At 36.4% G+C, this 25,865-nt stretch carries 17 protein-coding genes; 5 read left to right on the top strand and 12 right to left on the bottom strand.

Annotated elements, in window-relative coordinates; translation table 11 throughout:
- Window positions 1-7: 7 nt before the first annotated feature.
- The 5 genes from LKL37_RS01715 to LKL37_RS01695 form a co-directional block, all read right to left on the bottom strand.
- The gene (locus tag LKL37_RS01715) at window positions 8-778 is read right to left on the bottom strand and encodes a TIGR02757 family protein (RefSeq protein WP_431608855.1); all 771 of its coding nucleotides are present in this window, start codon (window positions 776-778) and stop codon (window positions 8-10) included.
- Window positions 779-785: 7 nt separating this feature from the next.
- Window positions 786-1,700 (bottom strand): ribonuclease Z, encoded by a 915-nt coding sequence (locus LKL37_RS01710; RefSeq protein ID WP_431608854.1) that lies wholly within the window; start codon window positions 1,698-1,700, stop codon window positions 786-788.
- A gap of 69 nt (window positions 1,701-1,769) precedes the next feature.
- Window positions 1,770-2,345: an RdgB/HAM1 family non-canonical purine NTP pyrophosphatase gene (gene rdgB, locus LKL37_RS01705; protein WP_431608853.1), complete on the bottom strand. Its 576-nt coding sequence runs from the start codon at window positions 2,343-2,345 to the stop codon at window positions 1,770-1,772.
- Between the two features lie 42 nt (window positions 2,346-2,387).
- Window positions 2,388-3,218 (bottom strand): CPBP family intramembrane glutamic endopeptidase, encoded by an 831-nt coding sequence (locus LKL37_RS01700; RefSeq protein WP_431608851.1) that lies wholly within the window; start codon window positions 3,216-3,218, stop codon window positions 2,388-2,390.
- 192 nt (window positions 3,219-3,410) lie between these two features.
- Window positions 3,411-3,929, bottom strand: coding sequence for a hypothetical protein (locus LKL37_RS01695; RefSeq protein WP_431608850.1), 519 nt, complete (start codon window positions 3,927-3,929; stop codon window positions 3,411-3,413).
- 306 nt (window positions 3,930-4,235) lie between these two features.
- Between LKL37_RS01695 and LKL37_RS01690 the strand changes: the two genes are divergently transcribed.
- Together LKL37_RS01690 and LKL37_RS01685 are read left to right on the top strand one after the other, a co-directional pair.
- On the top strand, window positions 4,236-5,831 hold the full coding sequence (locus LKL37_RS01690) for a peptide chain release factor 3 (RefSeq protein WP_431608849.1): 1,596 nt from the start codon (window positions 4,236-4,238) through the stop codon (window positions 5,829-5,831).
- Window positions 5,832-6,195: 364 nt separating this feature from the next.
- Entirely contained in the window at window positions 6,196-7,140 is a 945-nt protein-coding gene (locus tag LKL37_RS01685) for a DUF4349 domain-containing protein (protein ID WP_431608848.1), read from the top strand.
- A gap of 270 nt (window positions 7,141-7,410) precedes the next feature.
- Here LKL37_RS01685 and LKL37_RS01680 read toward each other — a convergent pair whose 3' ends face one another.
- Together LKL37_RS01680 and LKL37_RS01675 are read right to left on the bottom strand one after the other, a co-directional pair.
- The gene (locus LKL37_RS01680; protein ID WP_431608847.1) at window positions 7,411-7,776 is read right to left on the bottom strand and encodes a hypothetical protein; all 366 of its coding nucleotides are present in this window, start codon (window positions 7,774-7,776) and stop codon (window positions 7,411-7,413) included.
- 22 nt (window positions 7,777-7,798) lie between these two features.
- Window positions 7,799-8,938: an acyl-CoA dehydrogenase gene (locus LKL37_RS01675; RefSeq protein ID WP_115928109.1), complete on the bottom strand. Its 1,140-nt coding sequence runs from the start codon at window positions 8,936-8,938 to the stop codon at window positions 7,799-7,801.
- A 357-nt stretch (window positions 8,939-9,295) separates the two neighbouring features.
- Here LKL37_RS01675 and LKL37_RS01670 point away from each other — a divergent pair, with 357 nt between their 5' ends.
- Complete coding sequence (locus LKL37_RS01670) at window positions 9,296-11,074, top strand: AMP-dependent synthetase/ligase (protein WP_431608846.1); 1,779 nt, start codon at window positions 9,296-9,298, stop codon at window positions 11,072-11,074.
- 341 nt (window positions 11,075-11,415) lie between these two features.
- Here LKL37_RS01670 and LKL37_RS01665 read toward each other — a convergent pair whose 3' ends face one another.
- Both LKL37_RS01665 and LKL37_RS01660 read right to left on the bottom strand, forming a co-directional pair.
- Complete coding sequence (locus tag LKL37_RS01665) at window positions 11,416-12,192, bottom strand: zinc ribbon domain-containing protein (protein WP_431608845.1); 777 nt, start codon at window positions 12,190-12,192, stop codon at window positions 11,416-11,418.
- Window positions 12,193-12,194: 2 nt separating this feature from the next.
- Entirely contained in the window at window positions 12,195-13,292 is a 1,098-nt protein-coding gene (locus LKL37_RS01660) for a Nif3-like dinuclear metal center hexameric protein (RefSeq protein WP_431608844.1), read from the bottom strand.
- A 149-nt stretch (window positions 13,293-13,441) separates the two neighbouring features.
- Between LKL37_RS01660 and LKL37_RS01655 the strand changes: the two genes are divergently transcribed.
- Together LKL37_RS01655 and LKL37_RS01650 are read left to right on the top strand one after the other, a co-directional pair.
- Window positions 13,442-14,269: an ion transporter gene (locus LKL37_RS01655; protein WP_431608843.1), complete on the top strand. Its 828-nt coding sequence runs from the start codon at window positions 13,442-13,444 to the stop codon at window positions 14,267-14,269.
- 43 nt (window positions 14,270-14,312) lie between these two features.
- Window positions 14,313-14,471: a hypothetical protein gene (locus LKL37_RS01650; protein ID WP_431608842.1), complete on the top strand. Its 159-nt coding sequence runs from the start codon at window positions 14,313-14,315 to the stop codon at window positions 14,469-14,471.
- A 102-nt stretch (window positions 14,472-14,573) separates the two neighbouring features.
- Here the strand turns inward: LKL37_RS01650 and LKL37_RS01645 are convergent, their stop codons facing one another.
- The 3 genes from LKL37_RS01645 to dnaE form a co-directional block, all read right to left on the bottom strand.
- The gene (locus LKL37_RS01645) at window positions 14,574-16,901 is read right to left on the bottom strand and encodes a GEVED domain-containing protein (protein WP_431608841.1); all 2,328 of its coding nucleotides are present in this window, start codon (window positions 16,899-16,901) and stop codon (window positions 14,574-14,576) included.
- Window positions 16,902-17,074: 173 nt separating this feature from the next.
- Complete coding sequence (locus LKL37_RS01640; RefSeq protein ID WP_431608840.1) at window positions 17,075-20,623, bottom strand: T9SS type A sorting domain-containing protein; 3,549 nt, start codon at window positions 20,621-20,623, stop codon at window positions 17,075-17,077.
- A 345-nt stretch (window positions 20,624-20,968) separates the two neighbouring features.
- A complete protein-coding gene (gene dnaE, locus LKL37_RS01635) occupies window positions 20,969-25,636 on the bottom strand; it encodes a DNA polymerase III subunit alpha (protein WP_431608839.1) in 4,668 nt (1,555 codons plus the stop codon).
- Window positions 25,637-25,865 lie beyond the last annotated feature (229 nt).

Here is a 25,865-nt window from a genome sequence, read left to right as displayed (position 1 = left end):
TATCTTTTTACAACAGTTCTTTGGTTACTCCTAATCCAAACAATGCAAAATCATACTTTGCAGGGTCTTTTTCATCAAATTTTCTAATGGCAATATCCAGCTCTTCCACAGTTTTCCAGTCATTCTGTGTTCTGGAAACCAGTCCCAGTTTTCTGGAAATATTTCCGGTATGAACATCCAAAGGAATAGAAAGGTTCTTCTGATCTATATTTTCCCAGATTCCAAAGTCTACCCCCCGCTTATCTTTACGCACCATCCACCTCAAAAACATGATAATTCTTTTGGCAGAAGAATTTTTGTAAGGCGAACTGATGTGTTTATGGCTTCTGTGTTTTTCTGTTTCCAGAAACCCATTTCTGAATCGTTCTATGGCGTGGAGAAAATTATTTTCTGTCTTTTTTACTTCAAATAAATTTTCCAGGCTTTCATTTTCTTTATAAATTCTATTGAACTGTCTGATGAAATAGGAAAAATCCTGTCCATTAAACGTTCGGTGAATACTTTTATCCTGAATGGTTTCTAGATCCTTCTCTGAATAATTCATCACAAAATCATAGGGAGAATTTCCCATAATATCCAACATTTTATCTGCGGAATTTATGATCGATTTCCTGTTTCCCCAAGAGATGGTGGCTGCCAGAAATCCTGCAATTTCGATGTCCTGTTTTAAAGAAAAACGATGCGGAATCTGTATAGGATCATTTTCAATAAAATCGGGTGCATTGTACTGATCTGCCTTTTCGTTGAGAAAATCTCTCAGTTCTTCAAATTTCAGCATATTTGTTTTAAATCTTTACACTTTCTAATGCTTTTGGTAAAAATGTATTGGGGAAAATTTCTCTGGCTTCATCGGTAAATACGGTCAGATCTCCATATCTGTTGGAAAAATGTCCTAAAATCAGTTTTTCAACCTGTGCTTTTTGTGCAATAGTTGCTGCTTCCAATGCTGTGGTATGACCTGTATAATCAGCCATTTCCTTCAGATCATGTAAAAATGTTGACTCATGATAAAGAACCGTTACATTTTTAATAATCGGAATTACACTTTCAAGATAACGGGTATCGCTGCAAAACGCATAAGATACCGACGGAGCAGGCTCAAGCGTCAAAATTTCATTTTTAAGAACGTAGCCGTCACTCAATACAAAGTCTTTTCCTGCTTTTATATTGTGATAATCACAGGTTTCAATCTCGCTGTACTTGGCTATCTCTTTCATATTAAGATGCCTGTCTTTGGGCTTTTCTTTAAACAGATAACCGTTACAGTAAATCCTGTGATCCAACGGAATAGTATATACTTCTACTCTATTGTCCTCATATATTTTTTCAGAATAATCTTTATCCAGCTCATGATAAACCACTTCAAAACCACGGTGGGTTTCCGTAATCTGAAAAATGGTTTCCAGCATCTTCTTAATTCCTTTAGGACCATAAACATGCAAAGGCATATCTCTTCCTAAAAGACGAAAAGAAGCTATAAGCCCCGGAAGTCCGAAACAATGATCCCCATGAAGATGGGAAATAAAAATATGATTGATCTTTGAAAATCTTGCTTTTGCTTTTCTCAACTGTACCTGCGTACCCTCTCCACAATCAATAAGGAAGAGTCTTTCTTCCATTTCCAGCAGCTGTGCTGTTGGTGATGTGTTGATGGTTGGAATAGCGGAGTTAAAGCCTAATATTGTTAAATAAGTACTCAAATCAATAATTTATTATAACAAATGTACGACAGAAAATCTAAATAGGTATTTTACCTTTAATATTTAAACCTAATCAGTCACTTTTAAAAAATCCATAAATAAGTCTAATGCCTGTTTACGGTGACTGATTTTATTTTTGTCTTGTGGTTCCATTTCTGCAAAGGTTCTGTCATATCCTACAGGAACAAAAATAGGATCATATCCGAACCCTTTGAAACCTTTATTTTCATTCAATAAATTTCCGTGTACTCTGCCTTCAAAATATTGAGCTCCGTTTTCATCATAATAGCACAGAACTGTTATAAAATAGGCTTTCCTGTTTTCAATTCCCTGCATTTCTTCCAATACCTTTTCAATATTTTTTGCAAAATCATGGTCTCCGGCATAACGGGCAGAGAAGATTCCTGGCCTTCCGTCTAAAGATTCCACTACCAAACCACTGTCATCTCCCAAACTTGGTACGCCAGTTTTCTCGAAACAATATTTTGCCTTGATGAGTGCATTGGCATGAAAAGAATCTCCATCTTCCACAATTTCTTCGTGAATATTATAATCGGTAAGACTCTTCACAACGCAATCAATCCCGAGGATCTGTTGGATTTCTTCTTTTTTATGTTCGTTATGTGTAGCTACTAATAATTCCATTTCTATATTCATTTTCAATTTTACTTTTTTAGCTTTGGTTGATTACATTTCAGCATAATGTACTTTATACTTTTTCATAAACAAATAGTAGAATAAAGAGAAAAGTACAATTCCAACGACTAGAATAAGCCATTGTGAAACATGAAGAACCTTTGCAAAACTTTCATCTTTACCGTAAAGTACCAACAGCGACAGTGTTAAATTATTAAACGCATGCAGCATTATCGGTATCAGTAAAGACTTTGTTTTATGATATACCAGTCCCAGTACACAGCCCAGCATCACTGCACTGATAAACTGCCAAGGATTTCCGTGAACCACCCCAAAAATAATAGAAGCATACAAAATAGCTTTCGATGGTTCTACTCCTTTATTTATCAATCCTTTCTGGATAATTCCTCTGAATATAATTTCCTCAAAAATCGGAGCCATAATCACGGTCATAATGATCATTACCACCGGATTATCAGTCAGCTGGCTCATCAGTTGGGTAAAATATTCATAGAAAGCTCCGAAAAAAGGACCTGTAGTAGGAATCTGAGCGGCAATAAATTCAGTAATAAACATCATCCCCATCATCATCGGAAAAATGAGGAGATAGGTAGAGAAATTAACTGATGATAGATTGAAGTTAAGCTTCTTTTGGGTAGTACGTCTTACAATAAAAAAATCGAAGAAGGCAATAGCAGTAAGAAATCCTACAGAATTTGCAACCATAAGAAACCAGTCTTTCAATTCTATATTTTCTCTGAAAACAACTTTCCAAAAGGTGCTAAATAAGGAAACAGCCATTGTTCCCACGAATAATCCAACCACCAAAGTAACACCGCCCATCCATGTGAAGGTAAACTTCGGATATTTGCTATTTTCCATCCTTTTTCTGTAAAAGTTTATCAGAAACAAAGATAATTTTTTTGACTGCTACAGGCAACTAAAAAAGAAATTTCTTATTTTCGGTTTACAGCCATGAATAACATACAATGAATATAAGTTCTACATTCCGGAAAGTTCCGGATCATAGAATCTAAGAATTGATAAAGGCTAAACTATCTTTTCTTGTGAAGTTTACATAAACAAGGCTTTAAACTGTTCGTTTGTTGTATCTGGATTTTGAATAAAATACTTTAATGATGAATGTATAAATTCCAGATTTTCCAATTGTTTTTCAGGAGTTGAATTATCCTGCTGCTTCTTCCATTCTGCTAAAAAATTGAGTTTATCTGAAAGAAATAACTTAGCCTCATCAGAAAAGTTATGATCTGCAAGATAGTCTCTTGTAGTATAAAAAATATTGTTATAGCTTCCTAAGGCAGCAGTACCTGGGTTTAAGGATTTAAAATATTGAGCAGTTGCTATGGTTAAGCTCATATTATTATGACAAACCATATCTCCTTCCGGGCAAAGCAGATACAATTGATCTACTGGTGAGGTAATAAAACTATTATACGGTGAAGATTGAATGGTCTCATTTTTATTTTTAGAACTTGGGTAAGCATTATCTTCACGATTGCATGAAAACACCAATAAAATAGAGAAAAACAGGCATAATTTCCCTCCTAAACTGTAGAAGTTATTTTTATTCATCATTTGAAATTTTGTGTTTTAATTGTGCAATTATAAAGTAATTTTCACAATTTTCAATATCTGTTTTTAAAATAATTCACACCTGTTACGAAATATCTTTTTTACGATGAAAAAAAATCTATAAGCAGATATTAAAACCATAAATAATAAAGATTTATTCCGTAATTACTTCAATTCTCATTTCCCACATTTAAATCTAATCTCCACTCCTTTCAAGCCTTTCCTTCTACAAACTCTTCGATCTAATACATATTTTATTTGAAAACCTCGTAAAAAATCCCGATTTTTGCAACTTCAAAATACGATATGTCAGACTTAATCAAAGAAATACAAAAAAGAAAGACCTTCGGGATCATTTCCCACCCGGATGCCGGAAAAACAACTCTTACTGAAAAGTTACTTCTTTTCGGGGGGGCTATTCAGGAAGCAGGTGCGGTAAAATCCAACAAAATAAAAAAAGGAGCTACCTCCGACTTTATGGAAATCGAAAGACAGAGAGGGATCTCTGTTGCGACATCCGTATTGGCTTTTGAATATAGAGACCACAAAATCAACATTCTTGATACTCCCGGTCACAAAGACTTCGCTGAAGATACCTACAGAACCCTAACTGCTGTAGATTCTGTAATTGTAGTGATTGACGTTGCAAAAGGGGTTGAGGAACAAACTGAAAAACTGGTTCAGGTTTGCAGAATGAGAAACATTCCGATGTTGGTTTTCATCAATAAATTAGACCGTGAAGGTAAGGATGCCTTCGATCTTTTGGATGAAGTAGAACAAAAACTGGGGTTAACAGTTTGTCCACTTTCTTTACCGATTGGTATGGGAAGTGATTTCCAGGGAATTTATAATATCTGGGAAGACAATATTCAGTTATTCTTAGAAGAGAAAAAACAGAAAGTTGGAGATTCTATTAAGTTTGATGACATCAATGACACTTCTATTGATGATGTTATTGGTGAAAAAGCGGCAAAAACTTTAAGAGAAGAACTTGATCTGATTCAATCTGTTTATCCTGAATTTAACCGTGAGGATTATATGAATGGTGATCTTCAGCCTGTATTCTTCGGTTCTGCTTTAAATAACTTTGGAGTGCGCGAATTATTGAATGCTTTCATTGATATTGCTCCAATGCCACAGCCCAAAGAAAGTGAGACCCGTCTGGTAAAACCTGAAGAAGAAACTTTCACAGGATTCGTTTTCAAAATTCATGCGAATATGGATCCCAAGCACAGGGACAGACTTGCTTTCGTAAAGATTGTTTCAGGAACATTCAAGAGAAACGAGAATTATTTATTGGTAAGAGAAGGTAAAAAAATGAAATTCTCTTCTCCCAATGCATTCTTTGCAGATAAAAAAGAAGTAGTAGAAGAAAGTTTCCCTGGAGATATTGTAGGTTTACATGATACCGGAAGTTTCAGAATCGGTGATACATTGACTGGTGGAGAAAAATTAAGTTTCAAAGGTATACCAAGCTTCTCTCCTGAACATTTCCGTTATATCAACAATAATGATCCTCTAAAAGCTAAACAATTGGCAAAAGGCATTGATCAGCTGATGGATGAAGGAGTTGCACAGTTATTTACGCTTGAGATGAATAACAGAAAGATCATTGGAACGGTGGGAGCTCTTCAGTACGAAGTTATTCAATACCGTCTTGAACATGAATATGGTGCAAAATGTACTTATGAACCTCTATCCATGCACAAAGCATGTTGGGTAGAAGCAGATGAAAAATCTGAAGAGTTTAAAGAATTTGCAAGATTGAAGCAGAGATTCCTGGCAAGAGATAAATACAATCAATTGGTATTCCTTGCAGACTCTTCTTTCACGATTCATATGACGCAGGAAAAATTCCCGAATGTGAAATTACACTTCATCAGTGAGTTCAGAGAAAACTAAGAACTAAACAGACAACATCGCAAAAAGGCGAAATTGTTTTTAAATATAAGATCCGCAGAAAATTTCTGCGGATTTTTTCATGGAATATTGTGTGAAACCACCCCGTTAAAAATTCTTTGAATTTTCACCACCCTTCCGGAGGATAGGAATTTTTAGATTTCCGAACAAATATTTGATAAAAACATAGGGTTTTCTAATAACCTCAAAGCTTCATACGCGCAAAAACGCTTTGTAAAACATTTGTAAAACAGATACAAAATACTGAAAATATAACAGTTAGTATTTTACCAGCACAATACATTTCATTTACAATCTTTACAAGAACTTCCCTTCTAATTTTACTTCATCAAAAAAAATTAATGTTATGAAAAAGTTCATATTACTTGTTGCTGTATCCAGCTCTTTCATTATGTGTAAAAAAGGAGAAATTGCACAGGATAAACTTCACGAAGCAATCCATTCAGCCGACAGCGCTGCCACTGTTGCTACAGAAACCATTGATAATGCCAGTAAAACAGCAAACCAGATCATGGATTCTGCCAGTATTAAAATCAAAGATTTTGAAGATACTAAGAACGATATTCATCAAAAAATAGAAAAAACCTCCAAAATGGTAGATTCTTTATCTGATAAAATTGCCAATACAAAACTGGAATCCAAAATAGAAAAAAAAGATTCAGCAGAAAAGAAATCTGAAAAAATTGCTGTAAAAGCTCCGGCTCCAAAAGTTATTAAAGAAACCAAAATTATTTATAAAGAAAAGCCTAAAAATGACAGCTATGAACTAAATATGCCAAAAGATAAAATGGTAAAATCAGGATATCTTGTCATAAGAGCAGAGAATGCAGAAACGGTGAAGGAAATTATCCGGGAAGAAGCCAACAAAAATAACGGGTACATCAAAAGTGAAAACCTTTCTTATGTGGAATCTGCCAGCCGTTATGGAGACGATCAAAAAATATACAGCCTGGACATCAAAGTTCCCATTCAGCATTTTGATGGTTTAATGGATGCAATCAACAGTAATGTAGGAGATATTGACACAAAAGACATTCAGGTTTCAGGACGAAACTATATGGACAACACCATCTGTACGATCAATATAAATATCAGTGATAAAGCTAAAACGGAAACAGAGCCTAAAACTTTCGGTGGAAAATCACTGGCGGCCATTGGATCAGGATGGGAAGTGATTACTTCTATTTTCCTGTTTATTCTTCCATTATGGCCTTTATTCCTGATTGCAGGTATTGGATATTATTTTTATAAAAAAAAGAATAAAAACATTCCTAATAACGATTCTCACTAGATTTAAATCCATCCTCAGGGGGTGGATTTTTTAATATTTTTTTAATGAGGTTTAGAATTGAAGTTCAATTCTTATTTTTAATTTTATCAAACATTCAGTGAAACAGTTTGCTTATTTGGAAAATTCCTCTTAACTTTAAGTAGAAGCAAAATGTAATGGATCTTCGTTATCAGACAAGGTTCAAAATAAGTTTGGAAATTTTTATTTCATATATTAATATTTTGTGATTTGGTGTAAAATAAGGCCCTCATATTGAGAGCCTTATTTGTTTTATTTCATATTCACTACTTTGTCTACGACAAACTTTGTATTTCCTCTCCAGGGAAGAGCTCCATTATACTCTTTGTAATGAAGGTCAAAGGTTTTTCCGCTATTGGTTTCCAGTTGTTTGAAAACTTCAGGGTCATCTACAGAAAACTCAAACTCATAGCTTGTAATAGCTCCTGTTTTTCCGCTTCCGAAGCCTTCCTGAATCAGTTTACCTTCATAAGTTTTGAAGACATAGCCTTTTTTCATGGCATAATTCAGATATCCTGATTTTACTCCTTCTCCGAAAACAAAATAATACTTGTACCAGACAAATACTCCCAGTAAAAGTAGTACAACACCGAGGATGATCCACAAAGATTTTTTCATAGGTAGTGTGTTTTATAAAATGTTATTTTGCGATGCTTCTTGAGATCACGATTTTCTGAATTTCAGAAGTTCCTTCGTAGATCTGAGTGATTTTTGCATCTCTCATTAATCTTTCTACGTGATATTCTTTCACATATCCGTATCCACCGTGGATTTGTACTGCTTCAATAGTAGTATCCATTGCTACCTGAGAAGAGTATAATTTTGCCATAGCTCCGCTTTCAGAGATATCTTTTCCTGCATCTTTTTCACATGCTGCTTTAAAGCAAAGCATTCTTGCTGCAGTGATCTGAGTTGCCATATCAGCTAATTTGAATGCGATAGCCTGGTGATTGATGATTTCAGTTTTGAAAGCTTTTCTTGTTTTAGCATATTTTAATGCCAGTTCGTAAGCACCGGAAGCAATCCCTAACGCCTGAGAAGCAATCCCGATTCTTCCTCCGTTCAATACTGCCATTGCAAAGTTGAATCCGAATCCGTCTTCACCGATTCTGTTTTCTTTTGGAACTTTTACGTTATTAAAGATCAAAGAGTGGGTATCACTTCCTCTGATTCCTAGTTTGTCTTCTTTCAGACCAATTTCGAAACCTTCCCATCCTCTTTCTACGATGAAAGCATTGATTCCTTTGTGCTTTTTCTCAGGATCTGTTTGTGCAATTACAATATAATAAGTAGCTGTTCCACCATTAGTGATCCAGTTTTTGATACCATTTAAAAGATAATAATCTCCCTTATCTTCAGCAGTTGTTTTCTGAGAAGTAGCATCAGAACCAGCTTCCGGCTCAGATAATGCAAATGCTCCGATTACCTGTCCGCTTGCCAATGGAGTAAGATATTTTACTTTTTGCTCTTCAGAAGCAAATTTTTCAAGACCGGCACAAACCAATGAGTTGTTTACAGACATTACAACAGCTGCAGAAGCATCTATTTTTGCAATCTCCTCCATTGCCAGCACGTAAGAAACGCTGTCCATACCTGCACCGCCGTATTTTGGATCTACCATCATTCCTAAAAGTCCCATTTCTCCCATTTTCTTCACCTGTTCTGTAGGGAATTTCTGGTCACGGTCTCTTTCAATCACTCCTGGTAATAGTTCGTTTTGTGCAAAATCTCTTGCTGCCTGCTGAATCATCAGCTGTTCTTCTGATAAATTAAAGTCCATAAAAAAAATAATTAGATAGCCGTAAATTTACACTTTTTAAGCAAATCTGAAAAAATTAAATTGAAAGCCTAAAAAAGGTACAGAAAAAGGAGGTTAGAAGGAGTTTAATGATAATAGATGCGCGTTTTGGGATTGGGAGTGATAAGACATAAAAATAATATTAGATTTATCAGAAAAAATAAGCATCCGCGAAAGATCAGCTCAAAATATAAAATCCCCCTGCCAGAGCTTCCGGCCTCCTTTTTGATTCAATATATTATGGTAAGCATTTAACTAATTTCTAATTATTACATTCAGATGTTTTCAATTAAAAAAAATGCTTATATTTAAATTTCTTTATAAATTACGTAAAAAATCATGACGATCAAGAGATTATTCGATATTCCGCACTATGCTTTAGAAAAATATCCTAAAACGGATATGTTTGTCACAAAGTATCATGGCGAATGGAAAAAAACTTCTACACAGGAGTTTATTAATGAGGGCAATAAGATATCCAGAGGGCTACTGAAGCTGGGCATAAAACCGGGTGATAAGATCGCTTTGATTACTACTAATTCCCGTACTGAATGGGCAATTATGGATTTTGGGCTTTCCCAGATCGGAGTAGTTTCAGTACCGGTTTATCCAAGTATTTCTTCGGAAGATTATGAATTTATCTTCAACAATGCTGAAATTCAGTACTGTTTTGTTTCTGATAAGGAACTATTGAATAAGGTAATGAAAGTAAAGCATAATATCCCAACCTTACAGGGAATTTTTACTTTTGATAACATCAGTGGAGCAGCCAACTGGAGAGAGATCCTGGATCTGGGTAAAGATGAATCTACACAAATTGAAGTAGATGATCTTTCCAACGCTATCAATACGGAAGATCTTGCCACTATTATCTATACATCCGGAACTACCGGAAGACCTAAGGGAGTAATGCTTACCCATAACAATATCGTATCAAACGTATTGGGGGCTATTCCAAGAATTCCAAAGAAAAGAAGTTTTGATTATAAGGAAACGAGAGCATTAAGCTTCCTTCCTATCTGTCATATCTTTGAAAGAATGCTGTTCTATCTATATCAGTACAACGGTTTTTCTCTTTATTTTGCTGAAAGCATTGAGAAAATGGGCGAAAACGTAAAAGAAGTGAAGCCGCATTATATGACCGTAGTACCAAGACTGGTAGAAAAAGTATATGATAAAATCTACAATACAGGGTCTTCAGCCGGGGGATTAAAATCAAAAATATTCTTTTGGGCTTTGAACCTAATCAGTAAAAAGAAAGTAATCTCCAAACCATCCGGACTTCAGGAAATTATTGCTGACAAATTAGTATTTTCCAAATGGAGAGAAGGTTTAGGCGGAGAAATTGTGACTTTGGTTTCAGGATCTGCGGCTTTGTCTACAAGACTTAACCTGATGTTCCAAAATGCAGGTATTCCTATTTTGGAAGGGTACGGTTTAACGGAAACTTCACCTGTAATTTCTGTCAACAGTTTTGATAAAATGAAAGTGGGAACTGTAGGTATTCCTTTGGATAATTTAAAGGTTAAAATTCAGGAAGACGGCGAGATTACCGTAAAAGGGCCATCCGTATTCAAAGGATATTTCCAGAATGAAGAAATGACGAAAGAAGCCTTTACAGAGGATGGATTTTTCAAAACGGGAGATATCGGACATATCGATACTGACGGATTTTTACAGATCACCGACCGTAAGAAAGAGATGTTCAAAACATCCGGTGGGAAATATATTGCTCCTCAGACGATTGAAAACTTAGCAAAAGCTTCAAAATTCATAGAACAGATCATGGTGGTAGGTGATGGTGAAAAAATGCCATGTGCTTTAGTACAGCCAGATTTTGAATTTGCTAAAAACTGGGCTTTGAGAAACAATCTGAACATCGGTTCCACACCGGAAGAGATTGCAAAAAGCACTGAACTGAAGCAAAGAATTGAAAAAGAGATTGAAGGGATCAACGAACATCTTGGAAACTGGGAGAAAATCAAAAAAATTGAACTTACTCCTGAAGTATGGAGTATTGAAAGCGGATTGCTTACTCCAACCTTAAAACTGAAAAGAAAAGCAGTAAAAGAGAAGTTTATTACTTTGTATAATAAAATGTATGATCATCAGGATTAAATAATATCAACCGCTTCATTTTGAAGCGGTTTTTTTATAAGGTTTTGGCTAAAACCAATAAGGAGATTTCATTTTTGAATAAACGGACTCCCTTATACCAGGCTCAGGATTACAGCCTGTTTCTATTGATTATTTTCCATTGAGTTTTTCAACAGGAAACTATTTCAACCTTTGTCATTCCGAAGGAATTCATACCATGTTGAAAGAATATGTTGAGATTCCTTCGGAATGACAAAGACACCGCAAAAGTTTAAACAAACTAAAGCCCGTTCCTATTGATTACACACAAAAAAAGCTGTTTCATTTCTGAAACAGCTTTTTATATGTTTTAAAATCAATAATTAGAATTTAATTACAGATTTCATTCTTTCGTTTTCTTCCATTACCAATTCGTCATCAACAAGGATTTTCCCTGAATGCTCATCAATAATGATCTTCTTTCTCTGAGCAATTTCCATTTGCTTTTGAGGCGGGATTGTGAAGAAAGATCCTTTTGGAGCTCCTCTTTCTAACCCTACTACTGCAAGACCGTTGATAGAGTTGGTTCTGATTCTGTTGTAAGAAGCCAGTAATCTCTCATCAATTTTACCTGCGAATTCTTTAGACTGATCTAAAAGATATTCTTCTTCTTTCTGAGTTTCAGAGATCAAACCATCCAATTCTTCTTTCTTGAATTTCAAGTGGCTTTTCAAATCGTCGATCTTAGCGTTCAATTCGCTTAAAGTTTCGTTTTTGTGAGCGATTTTAGCTCCGAATTCTTTAATTCTTTTTTCAGCAAGCTGAATTTCCAGATCCTGGAATTCCATTTCTTTTCCTAATGCTTCAAACTCTTTATTGTTTCTTACATTATCCTGCTGAGATTTGTACTTCTCAATTAAAGTTTTAGCATGGTTAATTACTTCATGCTTTGTTTTGATCTGATCGTCCTGATCTTTGATATCAGCATGAAATTTTTCAGCTCTTTTTTCAAGACCTTCAATCTCAATTTCAAGATCTTCAACTTCAATTGGCAATTCTCCTCTAGTATTTCGGATTTCATCCAATCTTGAATCAATGATCTGTAAATCGTATAAAGCTCTTAATTTTTCTTCAACTGAAATATCGTTGGTTTTTGCCATATTTAAATGAAATAATTTACTGGGTTTGTTTTTTCAATAGATTTTGAAATTGCAAATGTACTAAATTTTTGTGATAAAATTTCAAATAATTGTTGAGCAACAAATTGTTCTGACTCATAATGTCCTATATCACAGATCAGCATTTTGGACTCTGCTAAAAAATAGTCGTGGTATTTAAGATCTCCGGTAAGATAAGCATCACATTTCTTGGCTGCTGCATATCGTATTCCGCTGGCTCCGGAACCTCCAAGAACCCCTACTCTTCTGATTTTTTTATTATTGAATGACGAATGCTTTATCACTTCAAGATCAAATTTTTCCTTTACAAACCCAAGGAAATCTTTTTCATCCATTTCCTCTTCCAGATCACCATACATACCCAATCCGGCATGATGGTTTTTATTATCCAGGCTGTACACCTGATGAGCTACTTCTTCATAAGGATGTGCTGCTTTCATAGCTCCTACAATCTGCCCTTGTTTAAATCCTTCAAAAATCACGGAAATCATATCTTCATCTGCATTTTCCCGGATTCCCTTCTGCCCGGAAAAAGGATTTGAGCCTTCTACCGGTCTGAATGTTCCATTACCGTTCACTGTAAAACTACACTCGTCATAGAACCCTATACTTCCCGCTCCGGCTGAGAACATAGCCTCTTTTACTTTTTCTGAATATTCTTTCGGTACAAAAACGGTCAGCTGTTTTAAATTATTTTCTTTCGGCTGAAGGATCTTCATATTCTTTAATCCCAACTGGCTGCATATACCATGGTTTACTCCAAAAAAGTCATTATCAAATGCTGTATGAATAGCATAGATGGCTACTTTATTTTCAATAGCCTTTAAAACGGATCTTTCTACATAGTTTTTCCCCGTTAAAGATTTTAATCCGGAAAATATAATGGGATGAAAACAAACAATCAGATTGCAGTTTCTTTCAATCGCCTCATCTACAACATTTTCCAAAGCGTCATGACAAACCAGAATTCCGGATACATCTCGGTCATACACACCACACAATAGTCCTACATTATCAAAATCTTCTGCCTGTCTTATACTTATTTCCTCTTCAATCTTTGCAATTACAGTTTTTAGCTTCATTAATTTATATTTTACGGTTACAGCGAAGATATTAATTTTACTAAAGACCCAAAGAATATTTTAATAGTTGTAAAATTCTTTTAACAATCATATATTTACCTTATACTTTATAGAAATCATTAAATTCGTTGTGAAATAACCCTATATACATGGAAAGAGAACACAATCTTATTCCTGAAGATACACTCTGGAAAAGACATCTTTACCGGATAATTTATCGCTCTGATACGAGGCTCGGAAAACTGTTCGATATTATATTATTATCCTTGATTCTTGCAAGTACAGCTATCATCATGATGGAAAGCGTACCTCAGCTGGATAAAAGGTTTCATTACACCTTTCTGATTATTGAATGGGTGATCTCTATTTTTTTTACTATGGAGTATTCTATGCGGATCGCGGTGGTAAAAAATAAAAAGAATTATATTTTCAGTTTTTTCGGGATTATAGATTTCCTTGCTTTGGTACCTTTTTTCCTTAGCTTTTTCTTCCCTATCACTAAATATTTCCTTATTTTCAGAATGTTGAGAATGTTGAGAATCTTCAGAATTTTCAATTTGCTGGATTTCATGAATGATGGTTATCTCATCGTACGTGCTTTAAAAAACAGTTCGAGAAAGATTTATATTTTCCTTTTGTTCCTGATTATTTTCTCGGTTATTGTAGGATCACTCATGTTTATGGTGGAAGGTGGGCGACAGGGTTTCGAGACTATTCCTCAATCGATTTACTGGGCGGTTGTAACTGTAACTACTGTTGGATATGGTGATGTATCTCCTATTACACCGCTGGGAAAATTTTTTGCAGTTATTCTGATGCTTGCCGGTTACTCCATTATTGCGGTTCCTACGGGTATTGTAACAGCAGAGATGAGAAATAAGAGACAAAATCTGGAATTGATCTGTGAACGCTGTGGCAATGAAGATATTGATGATGATGCAAGGTATTGCAAGAAATGTGGCAAGAAATTAGCTTAATATTTGGTATAAGAAAAATTTATTCACCAAATACCACAAAATCATGGAACCACAAAAGAAAAACAGGCCCAATAGTTTAGTTATCATCCTTTTTGCACTCATAGTACTGATGATTATCGTTTATTTTATATTAGCAATGTTCTTCCCTACGGTTTTTGACCTTATGAACAAAGGAGAAATACAGCCGGTACCTAATAAATAATGAGTAATGGAAATAACTAATAATTTGTATTAATGTCATAGGATAAAATAAAAGAGACGGATCATTGATGACCCGTCTCTTTCTTTTTATTTACGTGATAAATTATTTTTTAATGGCTTTGATCGTCTGTTTAGATCCATCTTTCATTTCTAAAGTCACTAAATAAATACCCTGCGTCAAATCTCTTAAATGAATTGTAGATTCAGGATTGGCAATTGTTTTCACTAATCTCCCTGTAGTATCTGTTACGGATACATTTTTCACATTCTTCACGTCGGAGATATTCAATACATCCGTGAATGGATTAGGATATACTTTAATACCGCTCTTCGCTGCAGCAACTTCAGCTGTTGCAAGGTTTGCATTATTAATGCTGATATCATCAACATACAGATTAAATTGATCCGCATCTGAATAAGCATTAAATCCAAAGAAATACACTCCTGTTGTAGGAACTGTAAAGTTTATAGATTCCGTATGAGCCATTTCATCATTGATTGAAGGATAATCTGCTACTGAATTGGTCATTGCTGATGCAACCGGAGAAGCTCCATAAGCTACTTTTAATTTTTCTGCATAGGTAGATGAGTTATTACCATACTTATAGCTGATTGTATACTGTACTCCAGCTGTAAGACTCAATCCTTGAGTATAGAACCATGCATTGGCAGGGCTCGATGAGTTATAGTGATACCTCAACACATTGGTAGTAAAGCCTTGGCTGTCTGAAGGTGGATCTGCTGTTTCCCAGTTGTTTCCAGATCCTGCATTCACTGCTCCCGTACAGCCAGGAAGATCAGGAGTCGTAATATTTTCAAAATCCAGGGTATAAGGTACACCTGCACTTGTACAAAGTGTGGTAAATGCAGCTTGACTACTCCACGCGCTTGTACTGGAGACACTGCATTTAGATCTTACCCATACATAATAAGCAGTGGAAGCTGCTAAACTTGGAATATTATAGGTAGTTGCAGTAATCCCTGTAAAATTAGGTGTACTTGTCGCTGTAGGCGCTGTATTGGTTGTACTGTAATAGATATCATATCCATTTGCAGGTACAGGAGCAGCAGCCGTCCAGGAAACTGTAGCTCCACTCGCTGTTACGTTCGAAGCAGCTACTGCCGTAGGTTCACTACAAGCAGGTGCTACATCTATATTAATATCATCAACGTAAAGTTGATTCATATTAGCATCAGAGTAGGCCTGGAATCCGAAATAATACACTCCTGTGGTGGACGGTGTGAAATTTACAAAAGCACTTGTTGCCGTACTTGAAACAACACTAGGATAATCCGCTAAAGTGTTAGTCATTCCTGCCCCTGTAGCTGAAGTTCCATATGCCACTTTTAGTTTTTCTTCATATACGAATCCTTCTGCATTGGCATATTTATATTTGATTCTGTACGTAACACCTGCAGTAAGGTTAATTCCATTGGTGAAGAACCACGTATCTGCATTATTCGCATAATTATATGAATACTGAAGAACATTGCCAGTAAATCCCTGGGCATCAAGATCACCTGTCTGCCACATATTTCCTGATCCGTCATTAACTACCGAAGTACACCCCGGAAGATCTGGAGTCGTTACAGATTCAAAATCCAATGCATATGGCACTCCTACAGAAACACAAGATGTCATAAATGTTGCTGCCGAAGACCATGCACTCTTATCTGATGTACTACATGCAGAACGTACCCATACATAATAAATAGTAGCTGGTGTAAGAGTGGAAGGCAGGCTGGCATTAAGTGTAGTACTTGTTCCAGAAGCTACTGTAGCAGCCGTAGGAAAAGTACTGGAAGTTGAATAATAATATTCATAGCCACTGGCCGGAGCAGAAGCCGGAGCTGTCCATACAATCTGAGCTGTATTGGTAGTAATTCCAGACACCGTTAAAGCAGTCGGGGCAAAACACGTTGGAACCGCTCCAATTACTACAGTATAATCATGAGCTTCTCCATACCCATCAACATTACAGGGAATGGGTTCACTGGAGAATCTGTCTCCAACTCTCATTCTATAAGTACCCGGAGTAACAGTGGAAGGAATTGTTATCTGCCCTGCAGTCACATTAGCACCTCCTATAAAATCACTACTTGCAGAAGCCACAAGCTCCGGAGATGTATCATCAAAAGTTCCATCATTATTAAAGTCTATCCAAATGCGAACATTTTGATCACTGTAATCATGTTTAACCGTAAAATCATAACTTAAACCTGCATTCAGATTAATTGTCATGGCAGTAAAATCTCCATACGCACCAACAGAACAGCCTGTATTCTGATGATCTAATCCGGCACCCGGAATTTTAAAAGTATCGATCACATCCCCTCCACTACACCCACTAGCAAATGCGGGCACACAATAAGTTTGTGCGGAGGATAAAAAGCCAGTCATTAAGAAACCAACAAGTAAAATATTTTTCATGCAATATATTATTAGTAACTCAAATCTAGTTAAAAATCATCAACAAAAAAAATACTTTAATCAGTATATGGCAACGTATTAATCTTTTCTTTTAAAATACGATAATTTTTTCACAAAGAAAAGAGACTACCCAGTTTGAGCAGTCTCTATTTCATATTTTTTAAAGATTTTTTTTATCTCTTAATTGCTTTAATGCTTTGTTTAGATCCATCTTTCATATTCAATACCACCAAATACATTCCTTGTTTCACATCACCAAGCTGAAGTGCAGAAGAAGGATTGTCAATAGTTTTCACCACTCTTCCAGCAGCATCAACTACAGAAACAGATTTTACTTTAGCGGCATCTGAAATATTCAGAACATCAACAAATGGATTAGGATAAGCTTTAATCTCATTGTTTTTCTTTTCAACCTCAGCTGTTGCAAGACCTGAACAGCCTTGTGTTACTGAAATACTGTAGTTACCCACTCTTGTTGCAGCATATCCTGTAAGCAGAACATAATAAGTGGTACCAGCAACTCCTGTAAACGTTAATGTAGGAGCATTATAAAGAGTAACCGCACAACCAGCATCAGCATACCCTACACCCGAAGTGTTACTGAAGCAAGTAAGTGAACCACAAGTACCTGTATACACTCTCAGATAAGCATCATACTGCGTACCACAAGCATCAATAGTAATAGGACCATTTTCTGTAGCTTTTACAGTATACCAAACTCCTTTATAAGATGCAGTAGTAGTTGTACCACCACATGTTGAAGCAGGAAGTGTTTCATCAGCAGCCAGTGCATTAACTCCCTGAACTGTTCCGTTACAAGCGATCGCTGTAGCTGTATCACAAGTATCGTTCGTTACAGGTGAAGGAGTAGTTACAGCAATCTGGAAATTAGATATTGTAGTTGCTGTACTCGTAGAAGAATACACTCTTACATAATATGTCTGTCCTACGACAAGGTTTTGTAATAATACGCTGGAATTTCCATAAGCACCATCAAAACAAGTCATAGCTGTTAGAGCTCCACATGTTCCAGAATAAATCTGAGTACTTGTTGCATTATCAGTATATAATACATGTACAAGGTGTGTTGCTGCAGTGGCAGTAAATGAATACCAAACGTCATCATTGATACCCGTTGCACTACATGTAGGAGCTGTAACCCCTGAACTTTGAGTTGCACTTACTGTAGAGGCACTCACAGGGTTTACGAAAGCATCTGTACTGCTTACAGAAAGAGATACAGCGCCTGCACAATCGTCATTTACCGGTGGTGGCGGAGGTGTACCAATACAAATATTGAAACTATTAGCATACAGTGTAGTACCATTCGTATTGGAATTATAAACTCTAACATAATAAGTCTGACCTGCAGTAAGACCGGTAAGCGGTGTATTTACCGCAGTACCACATTTAACACTTGTCAAAGTACCACAAGCACCACTGAATACCTGAGTATACACATTTGTAGACGTAGAAGTTCCAACTGCAGTAACATTTGAAAGCATTACCACATGATCAGTACCTGTAGCTGTAAATTTATACCAAACATCATCATCAGCAGTACCTGTACATGGACTTACCGCTAAACCTGAGTTAGTTGCACTTAAAGTTGTTCCGGATACAGGGGAAGCACATGTCAATGTAGGACTTACCGATAAAGAAACAGCAGCTGAACACTCATCATTGGCAGGAGCCGCAGGAAGTGTTCCCATACAGATATCAAAAGAGTTAGCATAGAAACTTGCTCCTGAATTAGCATCATATGTATACACTCTTACATAATAAGTCTGACCTGCTGTAAGACCTGTTAAGTTTGTAAAGTTTGTATTTGAGCTGATACATGTAGTACTCACCAAAGCTCCACAAGCTCCACTGAATACCTGAGCATACAAAGATGTCGTTGAAACAGTCCCAACAGAAACTACATTCTTTAACTGGAAAGTATGGCCAGTTGATGTTGCAGTAAATTTATACCAAACATCATCATCAGCTGTTCCTGAACAAGATCCAAGAGCAACTCCTGAACTTGTTCCTCCTAATGTCGTCCCTGATGTTACACTTCCACAATTCGTATCTGGGTTGATCGTAATTGCTACTGCATTAGCACAGTCATCATTTGCCGGTGGCGGCGGAGGTGTACTTACACAGATGTTAAAACTTGCGTTAGCCGTAACAGCAGTAGAGTAAGTATAAACTCTTACATAATAAATCTGCCCTGGAGTAAGACCTGTAACAATATTTGTTTCAGGATCGGAACACAATATACTTGTTAAAGTACCACAACTTCCTGACAATACCTGGAAATACATATCTGTAGTTCCTGTTGTAGTTCCTGTAGAAGTTATATTAGATAACGCTATCACATGACTTGCTGCTGTTGCAGTAAATTTATACCAAACATCATCATTCGGGCCTCCGAAACAAGTACCTGCAGCCATAGACTCCGTAGCTCCCAAAGTATTCCCCGGAGTAGTCGCAATACAAGTTAAAGAAGGATTTACTGTTAAATTCACTGCGCCTGAACAATTATCATTTGCAGGAGGTACTACAGTAGTAGTAAAGTTTCTTTCTGTACAACCTGCTGATACAACAACACCATTATAAGCCGTAATCGTATAGTAATACTGTGTTGTTGGGTTCAACTGCTGCGCAGCAGTAAGGGTATAAGTAGTAACGTTACCCATATCAAAATTACTCAAAACATTGGAAGAACCTGCCGTAGTTCCGATACTTAATCTATACCCTAATGCTCCGCTTACCGCAGACCATGAGAAAGTGGTTAACACAGGTAATCCGGTCTGAGCAGTCGAAGGAGCACTCACAGACGGACATCCCAATGTAGCCATTGTTGTAAAGGATCTTTCTGTACATCCTGTAGAAGCACCCGCAGAATTCACTGCATAAACTGTATAATAATATTGAGTATTAAAACTCAAAGAACTGGTTAAAGTATAAGAATTAGTAATACCAACATCCTGCATATTCATAACATTGGTTCCCCCTGGTGTAGTTCCGATACTGATCTTATAGGATGAAGCATAGTTGGAAGCTGCCCAGGTAATTGTAGGCATCACAGAAACATTCGTAGCTGCAGCCGCAGGTGCAGAAACAGCCGGACAAGCCGGAGCTGCTGCCGGAGTAAGTCCCAGCAGACCGGTAACTGATTTTGTTGTTGTTCTTGTTCCCGTTGGAGGTGATGCCGGGTCAGGATTCACGGAGTCACTTCTATAATACAAAGTAGAATTGGAAGGTCCGGTATAGGTGTAGAATTTATTTGTTGATGCTGTATAATCAGCCGTATTCTCATCTATAGCAAACACAAGGTTATCTGTATTGTTATAAGCAAAAGGCACCGTAAAATTTACAGTCACTTCTCCTCCGGAAGCACTTACAGTACCAGCAAAAACCTGAGTCATACCAGATACGGGAATCCAGTCTGTTGTAGATGAAAAAGAAGTTTTGGTAGTATGTGCTACATACACTACCCAATCTACTGATTTTGAAATATCAGCATTGTTCGGAACATAAAACTTCATACCGGTAATATTACCGGCAGCACTTGCATTAATTTCACTTTTAGTAAAAATCTGCTGTGTGTAATTATATCCGTAGTTGACATCAACCGGGACATATCCGCCCTGTGACGTCCCGCTGCCGAGTGTTACCTGGGCATTCATAATGGAAGCTATTAAAAATAGACTTAATAGTAATAATCTCTTCATAAATAGTAATAATAAAAAGTTAGGGCGGTAAATGTATAAATATTAATTGATATTTTAACAATAACATTAAAAAATATCATAAAACAATAAATAAAAACAAATAAAAACACATTAAAAATACAATATAATCAAACGTTTATTTAGTTTTAACATTTAATTCGCAATTCGTTGAAAAACATTAAATATCTGTAAATCAAAAAATTAATTACCACACAATTAAAATAGACTTCAGAAAATTTTTCTATTTAACATAAAAATACATTTATGAATTTTCATCATTATATTCAATATGTAGACAAAAAAAGAGTGGCTAAAAGCCACTCTTTACATTATGATATCTTTTTCTTAATTTAAATAAAACTCATATTTATTAAGAAGTTGAATTTCCTTGATCAAATCCCCATTGAGATCTACCGAATGTTTCATTGATTGTACTTCAATGTCAGAACCATCCTCCAGATTTTTAATAAAGAATTTCAGCTTTTGATTTCCTTTATTCCTATCAAGAACTGCTCTGAAAAAATCAAGATCTTCAGGCCTTACATCCATCACATCCATCACCAGAGATATACTTTTTGCAAACCGCTCAAAGGCTTCCTGAAGTTCTATGACATCATTTACATTCACAAAGACTCTTCCATCCTTCACCTGAGCAAATTTTATCTTAAAAATAACAAATCTCTGAACCTCAAGTTTCTCCTTCAGCCTCATATAATCCCTATCTCCTAACCTGAACGAATAAGATCCCGAATAATCCTCCAAAGTAACAAAAGCCACTTTTTCACCACTCCTGAAACCATCCTGAACTCTATATTCCGTAATCAGACCGGCAACTGTATATTCTTTTCCGCCACCCCCGTTTTCTCTTTCTTTCTGAAGGGTTTTCCAGTCTTTCTTTTTCTCTTCAAACAGCTCTTCCTGTTTATTGGCAAAAGCTTGTTCTTTATAAGCATCTACCTCATCCAGATTCAGGAACAAGAAATTACCTTTAGGCTCAGCTTTTTTCGTTATTTCTTCTACAACCTCCTCTTCACCTGCCACCACATCATCAGATACAATTTCAGTAAGATCTACAGCATCATCCTGAGCATCCGCTTCTAAAACAGGCGCTTCATCCGTAACTACTTTCTCTTCTTCGTTTTTCTCAAGAACCGATTTTTTAGAAAGCTGCCCCTGCATAAACTGGAACTGATATTTAAACTCATCTAATGGATGTGCAGAAAGATAGAAACCAATAATTTCCTTTTCCTTGTTTAGTTTATGCATATTCGGCCATTCCGGGCAAGGCGGCAGTTTAGGCTGTTCAATCTGAACCTCTTCTGCAAAATCTGCAAACAGAGAATGTTCCATCTCATTTTTACTTTCCTGAAAGCTTTGTCCATATCTGATTAATCTTTCCAGATTTGTTCTTCCAGCCATATCAATATCAAAATACTGACCTCTGTGGAAAGAATCCAATTCATCAAAAGCTCCGGCAAGCACCAAACTTTCCGCTACCCTCTTGTTCATCTGAGAAGGCATTATTCTCTCGAAGAAATCGTAAATATTTTTAAATCTTCCGTTTTCTCTTTCTCTTGTAATACCTTCACTCGGTCCTTCACCAATTCCTTTGATTGCTCCCAATCCGAAACGGATCTGACCTTTTTCGTTTACCGAGAATTTATATTGAGATTCATTCACATCCGGCCCCAATACATCCACTCCCATACTTTTACAATCCTCCATAAACATGGTAATTGAATCCGTATTGTTAATGTTATTACTCATTACACTCGCCATATATTCAGCCGGATAATTTGCTTTCAAATATGCGGTCTGATAAGCGATAAATGCATAACATGTTGAGTGGGACTTATTGAAGGCATATTCTGCAAAGGCCTTCCAGTCATTCCAGATTTTCTCTAGTCTTTCTTCATTCAGATTGTTTTTTCTACCTCCTTCAATGAATTTCGGGTACATTTTATTCAGAACGTCGATCTGCTTTTTACCCATCGCTTTTCTCAACGTATCAGCCTCACCCTTGGTAAAGTTGGCCAGTTTCTGGGACAAAAGCATTACCTGCTCCTGATAAACGGTAATTCCGTATGTTTCTTTTAAATATTCTTCTGTTTCCGGCAAGTCATAAACAATCTCTTCAATCCCATGCTTCCTGTTGATAAAGTTTGGAATATATTTGATCGGACCCGGACGATACAATGCGTTCATGGCAATAAGATCGGCAAAAACCGTTGGTTTAAGCTCCCTCATGTATTTTTGCATTCCGGGACTTTCATACTGGAAAATACCAACCGTTCTTCCTTCTTTAAATAACTGATACGTCTTGGTATCATCAAGTGGAATAAGATCAGGGTCAATATCCAATCCATGTCTTGCTTTTACCAGCTTCAATGCATCTTTAATAATAGTCAAGGTTCTCAACCCCAGGAAGTCCATCTTCAAAAGACCAGCACTTTCCGCTACGGAGTTATCAAACTGTGACACTAAAATATCAGCGTCTTTTGCTGCAATGGTTACCGGAACCAGATTACTCACATCTTCCGGTGTAATGATTACACCACAAGCGTGAATTCCTGTATTTCTGATACAGCCCTCCATTTTTTTAGCACTGGCCAAAACTCCGTGCCGTGCATCATCAGGACTATTAAGAACATATCTCATTTCATCAACGAGCATTTGTTCTTCCGGTTTTAACTTATCATATTTTGCTAAAGCTTTCGCTATATTCATTCCGGGACTCGCAGGAATCAGTTTAGCAATATTGTTGGTGTCAGGAATTGGAACATCCAATACTCTTCCGGCATCTTTAATAGCAGATTTCCCACCCAAAACCGAATAAGTAATAATCTGCGCAACCTGAGTCTTACCGTATTTTTCAACAACCCATTTGATAATTTTATCTCGTCCTTCATCATCAAAGTCAATATCAATATCGGGCATGGATACCCTTTCCGGGTTTAGGAATCTCTCAAAAAGGAGATCATATTTAATAGGGTCTACATTGGTAATTCCGATACAGTAAGCAACGGCAGATCCAGCTGCAGAACCCCTTCCGGGACCTACCCAAACTCCCATATTACGGGCTTCGTTGCAGAAATCCTGTACAATAAGGAAATATCCTGGATAACCGGTGTTGGCGATTACTTCAAGTTCGAAATCAAGACGTTCTTTTATCTCGTCTGTAATTCCTGTACCTATATATCTTCTTTTTGCTCCTTCATACGTAAGATAGGTAAGATAAGCCATCTCCCCTCTTTTTCCTCCATCTACCTCATCTTCTGCATGGATGAATTCTTCCGGAATATCAAACTTCGGAAGGAGAACATCTCTTTTTAAGGTATAAGGTTTAAACTTTGCTGTGAATTCTTCATAGGCATCAAAAGCATCAGGATAGGCTAAAAAAGCTTCTTTTATTTCATCAGAACTTTTGATAAAATATTCACCTGTTGCTAATCCTCTTCTTTTGCCAAATCCTTTTCCAACAGGAGTTGTCAGCTTTTCACCATCTTTGATGCAGCTTACAATATCCTGAATGTTAGAATCATCTTTATTGGTATAGAAAGTTTCGTTCTGAGCTAAAATCTTAACACTGTATTTATCTGCCAGATACAACAGAACTTCATTCAAGTGCTCTTCTTCAGGCAGATTATGATTTTGAATCTGTACATAAAAATCATCTTCAAAGGTATCTTTCCACCATTTGAAAAGCTCTTCCCCTTTCTGCTCACCGGTATTTAAGATTGCATCAGGAATATCTCCCATAATTCCGGAAGTTAAAGCAATAATTCCTTCTTTATATTCAGCAATCAGTTCACGGCTTATCCTTGGAACTCCAAAATAGAATCCCTTAAGGAAGCCAATACTGGAAAGTTTGGCCAGGTTTTTATATCCGTTAAAGTCTTTCGCCAAAAGTACTACCTGCGTTCTCCTGTCCGGATCATCTTTGGTAAACTGCTTTTGCTCATAACGCTCTGAAATATAAAATTCACAGCCTACGACGGGAATAAGCGGTTCGGAAACCGGCTCTACTTCATTGAATTCAGTTCCGTTTTCTTCTGCTTCCTGCTTTTTTGCCAGATATTCTTTATGTTTCTTTGCCCGATCCCCATTAGCTCCTTCCACTGCTGAAACGAACTTAAAAGCTCCCATCATATTCCCAAGATCTACCATACCGACAGCCGGGAAATTTTCATCAGAAGCTTTTTTAATCAGATCATTGATGCTAGAAGTAGCCGTTAATGTAGAAAAAACACTGTGGTTATCAAAATTGAAGTATTTTCCTAAATCAATTTCATCAATACTCCCAAAGTCCTGTTGCTTTTTCTTATTATGGAAATCAGCAACCTGCCTTCTGATAACAATATTGAAAGGCTTTATCGGATCTGGGTAAAGGCTTTTGAAATAAGCAAGCTGGTCTTCTGAAATCTTTAATGTTTCAGCAGGTACTACTCCAATTCTTACCATTTCAAAGAAAGCACTGGCCGTAGCATTTACGTCGGCCGCAGCATTATGGGCTTCATCAAATTTATACCCATAAAGTTTCTCATAAAGCTCCTCCAGTTTCGGAGATTTGTATCGTCCTCCACGTCCTCCGCCAAGCTGACAGAAGTCGGTTCCCAAAATCATGGTATCTGCTTTGGGTTTTTCCTGCAGGTTATCTTTCAGATTTTTTCTGTAAAATTCTGCACCTACGATATTGTAGTCGAATTCCACATTGTGTCCGGAAACTACTCTTACCCTTTCAAGAACTTTAGAAAACTCTTCGAGAATCTCCTGTAAATCTCGTCCTTCTTCATTGGCAATTTTCGTTGTAATTCCGTGAATACGTGCTGCATTGAAGGGAATATCATACCCTTCAGGTTTTATTATATAATCCTGGTTTTCAATCAACTTTCCATCATCATCATGCAACTGCCATGCAATCTGAACCATTCTTGGCCAGTTATCCGAATCTGAAAGCGGAGCGTTGAAATTTTTTGGTAAACCGGTTGTTTCTGTGTCAAAAATTAAATACATATAATGTTCTAACTTTTTTATAAAAGAGAATGTAAAGTTACTTCATTTTTTCCAATAATTGTTTTATGAGCCCAATACACAAAATCAATAATATCCAAAACAAACAAATTATAATATTCTTAACGAATAACTCCAATATTTTAAGTTAAATTAAAATTATATTAAAAAATTAGAGTTATCTACTACAATACAACTGGTTATTAAAATTTTACTATAATTTTGATCAACC

The sequence above is a fragment of the Chryseobacterium sp. 'Rf worker isolate 10' genome (assembly GCF_050753305.1).
In the GTDB taxonomy this organism is placed as follows: Bacteria; Bacteroidota; Bacteroidia; order Flavobacteriales; family Weeksellaceae; genus Chryseobacterium.
This window is presented reverse-complemented; position numbering and strand designations above follow the sequence as displayed.

What these genes read in the sequence shown, in the direction of transcription:
- LKL37_RS01715 (WP_431608855.1), bottom strand. Translation starts at nt 778, where the DNA reads ATGCTGAAATTTGAAGAACTGAGAGATTTTCTCAACGAAAAGGCAGAT.
- rdgB (WP_431608853.1), bottom strand. Translation starts at nt 2,345, where the DNA reads ATGGAATTATTAGTAGCTACACATAACGAACATAAAAAAGAAGAAATC.
- LKL37_RS01700 (WP_431608851.1), bottom strand. Translation starts at nt 3,218, where the DNA reads ATGGAAAATAGCAAATATCCGAAGTTTACCTTCACATGGATGGGCGGT.
- LKL37_RS01695 (WP_431608850.1), bottom strand. Translation starts at nt 3,929, where the DNA reads ATGAATAAAAATAACTTCTACAGTTTAGGAGGGAAATTATGCCTGTTT.
- LKL37_RS01690 (WP_431608849.1), top strand. Translation starts at nt 4,236, where the DNA reads ATGTCAGACTTAATCAAAGAAATACAAAAAAGAAAGACCTTCGGGATC.
- LKL37_RS01685 (WP_431608848.1), top strand. Translation starts at nt 6,196, where the DNA reads ATGAAAAAGTTCATATTACTTGTTGCTGTATCCAGCTCTTTCATTATG.
- LKL37_RS01680 (WP_431608847.1), bottom strand. Translation starts at nt 7,776, where the DNA reads ATGAAAAAATCTTTGTGGATCATCCTCGGTGTTGTACTACTTTTACTG.
- LKL37_RS01675 (WP_115928109.1), bottom strand. Translation starts at nt 8,938, where the DNA reads ATGGACTTTAATTTATCAGAAGAACAGCTGATGATTCAGCAGGCAGCA.
- LKL37_RS01670 (WP_431608846.1), top strand. Translation starts at nt 9,296, where the DNA reads ATGACGATCAAGAGATTATTCGATATTCCGCACTATGCTTTAGAAAAA.
- LKL37_RS01665 (WP_431608845.1), bottom strand. Translation starts at nt 12,192, where the DNA reads ATGGCAAAAACCAACGATATTTCAGTTGAAGAAAAATTAAGAGCTTTA.
- LKL37_RS01660 (WP_431608844.1), bottom strand. Translation starts at nt 13,292, where the DNA reads ATGAAGCTAAAAACTGTAATTGCAAAGATTGAAGAGGAAATAAGTATA.
- LKL37_RS01655 (WP_431608843.1), top strand. Translation starts at nt 13,442, where the DNA reads ATGGAAAGAGAACACAATCTTATTCCTGAAGATACACTCTGGAAAAGA.
- LKL37_RS01650 (WP_431608842.1), top strand. Translation starts at nt 14,313, where the DNA reads ATGGAACCACAAAAGAAAAACAGGCCCAATAGTTTAGTTATCATCCTT.
- LKL37_RS01645 (WP_431608841.1), bottom strand. Translation starts at nt 16,901, where the DNA reads ATGAAAAATATTTTACTTGTTGGTTTCTTAATGACTGGCTTTTTATCC.
- LKL37_RS01640 (WP_431608840.1), bottom strand. Translation starts at nt 20,623, where the DNA reads ATGAAGAGATTATTACTATTAAGTCTATTTTTAATAGCTTCCATTATG.
- dnaE (WP_431608839.1), bottom strand. Translation starts at nt 25,636, where the DNA reads ATGTATTTAATTTTTGACACAGAAACAACCGGTTTACCAAAAAATTTC.